Source organism: Streptomyces sp. MS191 (assembly GCF_008042125.1).
Classification (GTDB): domain Bacteria; phylum Actinomycetota; class Actinomycetes; order Streptomycetales; family Streptomycetaceae; genus Streptomyces.
Genome location: NZ_RDBI01000033.1, coordinates 20338 through 27426, shown reverse-complemented (window position 1 = coordinate 27426; position 7089 = coordinate 20338). Strand labels below are relative to the sequence as shown.

Sequence of the window (7089 nt, the reverse complement as noted above, 5' to 3'; positions counted from 1 at the left end):
CCCCCCCTGGCCGAACCGGGTGGGCGGCGGGCGCTACGACTTCGGCGGCAGGAGTCTGCAACTCCCCCTGACCGCTGTGGAGAACGGCAACGCGATCCACGGACTGCTCCGCTGGACCCTGTGGAAGCTGCTGGCCCGCACCGACGACTCGGTGCTCCTCGGCACGACCCTCTGCCCCCAGCCCGGATATCCGTTCCTCCTCGACGTCCGTGTCGAGTACCGGCTGGCGCCCGACGGTCTCAGGACGGCGGTCCAGGCCACCAACACCGGTACCGAGCCCGCGCCCTACGGTGTGGGCCAGCATCCCTATCTCACGGTGGGCACCGATCTCGTCGACAGCGCCGTGCTGACCGTTCCCGCCCGGTACCTGCTGCGGACCGACGACAGGGGCCTGCCCGTGGGCCGGGAGCCGGTCGACGGCACCCCGTACGACTTCCGTGCCGCCCGCCCCATCGGCGACCTGCGACTGGACARCGCCTTCACCGGACTCGACCGCGTCCCTGACGGGCGGGCGGTCGTGCGGCTGGCGCACCCCTCCGGGCTGCGCGGCGTCGATCTCTGGCTCGGCGAGGGGACCCGCTACGTGCAGGTGTACACGGGCGACACCCTGGCCGCAGCCGAACGGCGGCGGCGGGGCGTGGCCGTGGAGGCGATGTCCTGTCCACCGGACGCCTTCCGGAGCGGCACCGACCTGACCGTCCTGCAGCCGGGCGCAACCCACGTGCTCCGGTGGGGGCTGAGCCCGTGGGGGTACTCGTGACACCGTCCGCGGAGCCGTCGAGGGCGGGCGACATGACCGCGCACGATTTCCGGGTCCTCTACGAGCGCCTGCGGGACGCCGCGGCGCGGCCGGCGGAGGACGGCCGGTGCGGCGCGCTGCGCCATCTGACTCCCGACCGGGTGGCGGCGGCCGTGGCGGAAGTCCGCCTCGGACGCTCGGTGTCGCTGGCGGCGCCGATCGAGACCGCGCCGGGCCCCGACGACCCCGAGCCCGCCGTGCACCGGATGACCGGACCGAGCCCGGGCGATCTCGGCTCGGACGGGCTGTACTTCGCCACGGACCGTTTCGCCATGAACGTCCACGGGGACGCGGACAGCCATCTCGACGCCCTCTGCCATGTGGTGTTCGACGGGGAGCTCTACGGCGGGGTGCCTGCGAGCACCGTGACGGCCGAAGGCGCCCGTACGCTCTCCGTGGACGTGGTCCGGGACGGCATCGTCGGCCGGGGTGTGCTGCTGGACGTCCCGCGGCTGCGCGGGGTGCCCTGGCTGGAACCGGGCGACCACGTGACCTCGGGCGACCTGACGGCCGCCGAGGCCGCGCAGGGGGTCCGCGTCGGACCGGGGGACCTGCTGTTCGTGCGGACGGGGCATCGCCTCCGGCGCGCCGAACTCGGGCCGTGGAACTCGGCCGAGGCACGGGTGGGTCTTCATCCGACGGCCGTGGGGTTCCTGGCCGAGCGCGAGGTCACCGTGCTGGGCGGGGACGGCAACAACGACACCGCGCCCAGCGCGGTGGCGGAGGTCGCCTTCCCTGTGCACGTCCTGGCCGTCCAGGCCATGGGCATCCACCTCATGGACTACCTGCGGTTCGAGGACCTCGCCCCGGTCTGCGCGCAGGCCGGGCGCTGGAGTTTCCTGTGCGTGGTCGCCCCCCTGCGGCTGACCGGGGCCACGGGGTCGCCCGTGAACCCGATCGCGGTGCTGTGACAGGGGGCGACGGCGCCGCCGCTCCGGTCGCCGTCCACGGGGAGGGCGGATAACTTCGAGGGAGGTGGGACCGCTGGACCCTCGCCCAGCGGGGAGCCAGGTGCCTGACAGCAGGTCGGGGCCATGATCCCAAGGACGGTGGTCGCCGTGGGCGACGCCCCTCACTACGACGTCATCATCATCGGCACCGGAGCCGGCGGAGGGTCTCTCGCCCATCGCCTCGCCCCGTCGGGGAAACGCGTCCTCCTGATCGAACGCGGCGGCCACCTGCCGCGCGAGCGGGACAACTGGGACTCGACGGCCGTGTTCGTCAAGGGCAAGTACCGGGCGCCGGAGTTCTGGCTGGACAAGAACGGCGCCGAGTTCCCGCCGGAGGTCAACTACTACGTCGGCGGCAACACGAAGTTCTACGGCGCCGCGCTCTTCCGGCTGCGCCCCGAGGACTTCGGCGAGATCCGCCACCACGGCGGCCTCTCGCCCGCCTGGCCGATCCGGTACGAGGACCTGGAGCCGTACTACACGCAGGCCGAGCACCTCTACCTCGTCCACGGACGGCACGGCGAGGACCCCGGCGAGGGGCCGGTGAGCGCGCAGTACGCCCGTCCGCCGGTGGAACACGAGCCACGTATCCAGCAGTTGAGCGACGACCTCGAGAAGCGCGGGCTGCACCCGTTCCACCTGCCGATCGGTGTCGACCTCACTCAGGAGAACGGCGGGACGGCCACCCATTCGAGCGTCTGCATCCGTTGCGACCGGGTCGACGGCTTCCCGTGCCTGGTACGCGGCAAGTCCGACGCCGAGGTGATCTGTGTCGAGCCGGCTCTGGAGCACCCCAATGTCGAGCTGGTCACGAACACCCAGGTGGTCCGCCTGGAGACCGACGACGGGGGACGCAGGGTCAGTGCGGTCGTCGGGCGTCTGGCGGACGGTTCGGAGGTGCGGTTCTCGGCGGACGTGGTGGTCGTGTCGTGCGGGGCGGTCAACTCCGCCGCCCTGCTGCTGGCCTCGGCGAACGAGCACCATCCCCGTGGCCTCGCGAACAGCTCCGACGTGGTCGGCCGGTTCTACATGCGGCACAACAACCTCGCCCTGATGGCCGTGTCCAAGGAACCCAATCCCACCCGGTTCCAGAAGACCCTCGCCCTCAACGACTGGTACCTCGGCGCGGACGACTGGGACTTCCCGCTGGGCGGCATCCAGATGCTGGGCAAGTCCGACGCCGAGCAGATCCACGGCGAGGCCCCCCGGTGGGCCGGTGCGGTGACCCCGGACATGCCGTTCGAGGTCCTGGCGCATCACGCCGTCGACTTCTGGCTGTGCGGTGAGGACCTGCCGGTGGCGGAGAACCGGGTCACCCTCGACGGCGACGCGCGCATCCGGCTCACTCTCGACGAGAAGAACAACGTCGAGGGCCTGAAGCGCCTGAGGCACAAGCTGCAGGGAATGCTGGGCCACTTGGGCATGCACGAGCACCATCTGCTGTCCCGCAGCATCTATCTGCACAAGGGGATGCCGATCGGGGCGACGGCGCACCAGGCGGGCACCGTGCGCTTCGGCGCCGATCCCGCAGACTCCGCGCTGGACGTGAACTGCCGGGCCCACGACGTCGACAACCTGTACGTCGTGGACACGAGCTTCTTCCCGAGCATCGGCGCGGTCAACCCGTCGCTGACGGCCATCGCCAATGCCCTGCGGGTCGGCGACCACCTGCTGGCCCGGCTGGGCTGACACCGCCGACCGGCCGACCGGCCGCCGCCCGTTCGCCCGTCGGTCCGGTCGTCCGTTCCGTCCGTGGTCTGTTCGTCCGTTCGTCCGTTCGTCCGTTGGGAGGAAGCTGCTCGGCCCAACGGCCCAGTGGTGACCCCCGCGAGGTGCCGACCGCCGCGTCCGATGGTTGCGTGTCCCTGCCCGGCCGAGCGGTCGCCGGGCACGGCGCGGCCGCGCGCAGCGAGGAGGCACGACGGAATGGATTCGAGCGTGGGGGCACCGCAGGGTGTGATCCCGGCACGTTTGCTGCACGGCCAGAAGGCTCTGGTCACGGGTGCCAACTCGGGCATCGGCAAGGCCACGGCCATCGGCCTGGGACGAGCGGGCGCCGACGTGGTGGTGAACTACGTGGCGGGTCGCGAGGCCGCCGAAGAGGTGGTCGAGGAGATCGTCTCGTTCGGCGTGCGCGCCGCGGCGTACGAGGCCGACGTGTCCCAGGAGGACCAGGTCGTCGCCATGACGGAGCGGATGGTCGAGGAGTTCGGGACCATCGACATCCTGGTCGCCAACGCGGGACTGCAACGAGACGCCCGGCTCACGGAGATGACCCTCGCGCAGTGGCAGAAGGTCCTCGACGTCAACCTCACGGGCCAGTTCCTGTGTGCCCGGGAGGCGACCAAGGAGTTCCGGCGCCGGGGCGTGGTCCCCGACGTCTCCCGCGCCGCAGGGAAGATCATCTGCATGAGTTCGGTGCACCAGCTCATCCCCTGGTCCGGTCACGTGAACTACGCGTCGTCCAAGGGTGGTGTGCAGATGATGATGCAGACCCTGGCCCAGGAGCTCGCGCCGGAGAAGATCCGCGTCAACGCGGTCGCACCGGGGGCGATCAAGACGCCGATCAACCGCTCGGCCTGGGAGACGCCCGAAGCGCGGGAGGACCTCCTGAGGCTGATCCCGTACGACCGGATCGGTGACCCGGAGGACATCGCCCACGCCGTGGTCGCGCTCGCCTCCGACCTCATGGACTACGTGGTGGGAACGACCCTCTACGTCGACGGCGGCATGACCCTCTTCCCGGGCTTCGCCACGGGCGGATGACCTTCTCCCGGCCTGTCACGTCCACGAACAGCGAAGGCTTGCATGTCCACCTCGTTCCATCTGCTGGCGGATGCCCCGGCCCAGCTCCTGCCGGCCCGGGAGCTGATGGCCTTCACCCTGGCCTCCCACATCATCCTCGTGCCCCTCGGCGTGGCCTTCCCCTTCATCACCCTGGTCATGCACTACCGCGGGCTGCGCCGCAAGGACGCCACCGCACTGCTCCTGGCCCGGCGGTGGTCGGCCGTCATGGCGGTGCAGTTCGCCCTCGGCATCGTCACCGGCACGGTGCTGTCGTTCGAGTTCGGCCTGTTGTGGCCGGGGCTGATGGGGCGGTGGGGTGACGTCTTCGGCGTCGGATTCGGCGTCGAGGCCTGGGCCTTCTTCCTGGAGGCCGTGCTCATCGCCATCTACCTGTACGGATGGCGGCGGCTGAAGCCGCGGACGCACTTCCTCCTCGCGCTGCCGCTGCCGTTCGCCGCGCTGCTCGGAGCGTTCGGCATCCTGGCGGCCAATTCCTGGATGAACACCCCCCAGGGCTTCTCGCTCGACTCGGAGGGCAACCCGGTCGACGTGAACGTCTGGAAGGCGATCTTCACGCCCATGTTCGGGCCGCAGTACTGGCACTTCGTCGTGGCGATGGTCCTCACCGCGGGCTTCATGGTGTCCGGTGTCTACGCCATGGGCTGGCTGCGCGGCCGCCGGGACCACTACCACCGGCTCGGGTTCACCGTCCCGTTCACCATCGCCGCCGTCGCCGCGCCGGTGCAGTTCGTCCTCGGCGACTCCATCGCCCGGTCGGTCTTCCACAAGCAGCCGGTGAAGTTCGCCGCGTTGGAGATCGTCTGGAAGACCGACACCCGCGTGCCGGAGTACCTCTTCGGGAGACTGCACGAGGACGGCACCGTCTCGGGCGGCATCAAGATCCCCCTGCTCGACTCGGTGCTGGCCGGATTCAGTCCGAACACCGAGGTGGTGGGACTGACCTCCGTCCCCCCGGACCAGCGCCCCACCGCGACGCAGGCGACCATCGCCCACTGGGCCTTCGACCTCATGGTCGTCATCGGGTCCGTGCTGGTGCTGCTCGCCCTCTGGTACGGGTTCGTCTGGCTGCGGCACCGCAGGCTGCCCGCGTCGGCGTGGTTCTACCGTTCCGCGGCCGGTGCCGGTGCCGCCTCCGTCGTGGCCGTGGAGTGCGGCTGGATCGCCACCGAGGTGGGACGCCAGCCCTGGATCGTCTACCAGAACATGCGGGTCGCCGAGGCCGTGACGTCGACCCGCTCCACCAGCCTCTGGATCATGCTCGGCCTGGTGATGGTGGTGTACGTGTTCCTCTTCGGCTCGTTCGTCGTCATCCTGCTGAAGATGCGCACGCGTTGGCGGCTCGCCGACGAGCAGCAGGCCGCGGCGGACACGGGCGGCACCCCGGAGGACGACCTCCCCTACGGGCCGCGCGCCTCCCTGTCCACGAGCGACGTGCCCGCCGCCGGCCCCGGAGGTGACCGCACGTGATGGCCGATCTCATCGCCGTGGTGCTGCTCCTCGCCGTGACCGCGTACGCCTGCGCGGGTGGCACGGACTACGGGGCCGGCTTCTGGGACCTGACGGCCGGAGGGACGGAACGCGGCCGGCGTCCCCGGTGGCTCGTCGACCACGCCATGGCTCCCGTCTGGGAGGTGAACAACGTCTGGCTGATCTTCGTCCTGGTGATCATGTGGACCGGCTTCCCCGTCCTGTTCCAGACCGTGTTCACCGCGATGTGGCTCCCGCTGGCCCTGGCCGTCGTCGGCATGGTCCTGCGGGGCGCCGGCTTCGCTCTCCGCAAACCCTCCCGGCAGCTCGCCGGCCGGCGGCTGTACGGTGCCGTGTTCGCCGTGGCCTCGGTCGTCACGCCGTTCTTCCTCGGTGCCGCCGTCGGCGGGGTCGCCTCGGAACGCGTGACTCCCGGCACGGAGGCCTCGGCGGACATCTGGACCGGCCCGACCTCGATCGTGTTCGGACTGGTCGCCGTCGCGACCACGGCCTTCCTCGGTGCGGTGTTCCTCACCGGGGACGCCCGCAGGTTCGAGGCGCCCGATCTGGTCGGCTACTTCAGGCGGCGGGCGCTGGGCAGTCTCGCCGTGCTCACCGTCCTCGCGGTGGTCACCGGGTTCGTCACCCACGAGGACTCCCCCTACGTCTGGCACGGACTCACCCACGGCCTGGGGCTCGTCTTCGTCATCGTGGCCGGAGCGGCCGCTCTCGCGACCACCTGGCTGCTCCTGCGGACGCCGGGTACGTGGGTGCGCGTCACGGCGGTCGGAGTCGTCGCGTCCGCTGTCGTCGCCTGGGGCATGGCCCAGCGGCCCTACCTGCTCCCCACCTCGCTGACCGTGGCCGACGCCGCGGGCGCGCCCTCCACGTTGACGTGGCTGTCGATCGTCACCCTGGTGGCCCTGGTCGTCGTCGTGCCGGCCGTGGTCCTCCTCTACTGGCTGGACGCCCACGGTGAACTCGCGGAGCTCAGCGACGCCGAGCTGCGCAGAGGAAGCGGCACCGGCGACGGTGCGGTACGCGACAGCTGATCGCCCGCACGTG

The 7089-nt window shown here is 71.0% G+C and carries 6 protein-coding genes; all 6 read left to right on the top strand.

The window, feature by feature from the left end:
• The coding region (locus EAO71_RS04215) for an aldose 1-epimerase family protein (protein ID WP_147976425.1) at nucleotides 1-760 on the top strand (760 nt) is incomplete at its 5' end.
• Between the two features lie 32 nt (nucleotides 761-792).
• The gene (locus EAO71_RS04210) at nucleotides 793-1710 is read left to right on the top strand and encodes a cyclase family protein (RefSeq protein ID WP_147976412.1); all 918 of its coding nucleotides are present in this window, start codon (nucleotides 793-795) and stop codon (nucleotides 1708-1710) included.
• Nucleotides 1711-1833: 123 nt separating this feature from the next.
• Entirely contained in the window at nucleotides 1834-3438 is a 1605-nt protein-coding gene (locus tag EAO71_RS04205; RefSeq protein WP_261991990.1) for a GMC oxidoreductase, read from the top strand.
• 237 nt (nucleotides 3439-3675) lie between these two features.
• Nucleotides 3676-4515 carry an SDR family oxidoreductase gene (locus EAO71_RS04200; RefSeq protein WP_147976411.1) on the top strand — a complete coding sequence of 280 codons (840 nt, stop codon included), beginning with the start codon at nucleotides 3676-3678 and terminating at the stop codon, nucleotides 4513-4515.
• Nucleotides 4516-4557: 42 nt separating this feature from the next.
• A complete protein-coding gene (locus tag EAO71_RS04195; RefSeq protein ID WP_147976410.1) occupies nucleotides 4558-6024 on the top strand; it encodes a cytochrome ubiquinol oxidase subunit I in 1467 nt (488 codons plus the stop codon).
• Complete coding sequence (locus EAO71_RS04190) at nucleotides 6024-7076, top strand: cytochrome d ubiquinol oxidase subunit II (RefSeq protein WP_147976409.1); 1053 nt, start codon at nucleotides 6024-6026, stop codon at nucleotides 7074-7076. The genes EAO71_RS04195 and EAO71_RS04190 overlap by 1 nt, the downstream gene beginning before the upstream one ends.
• Nucleotides 7077-7089 lie beyond the last annotated feature (13 nt).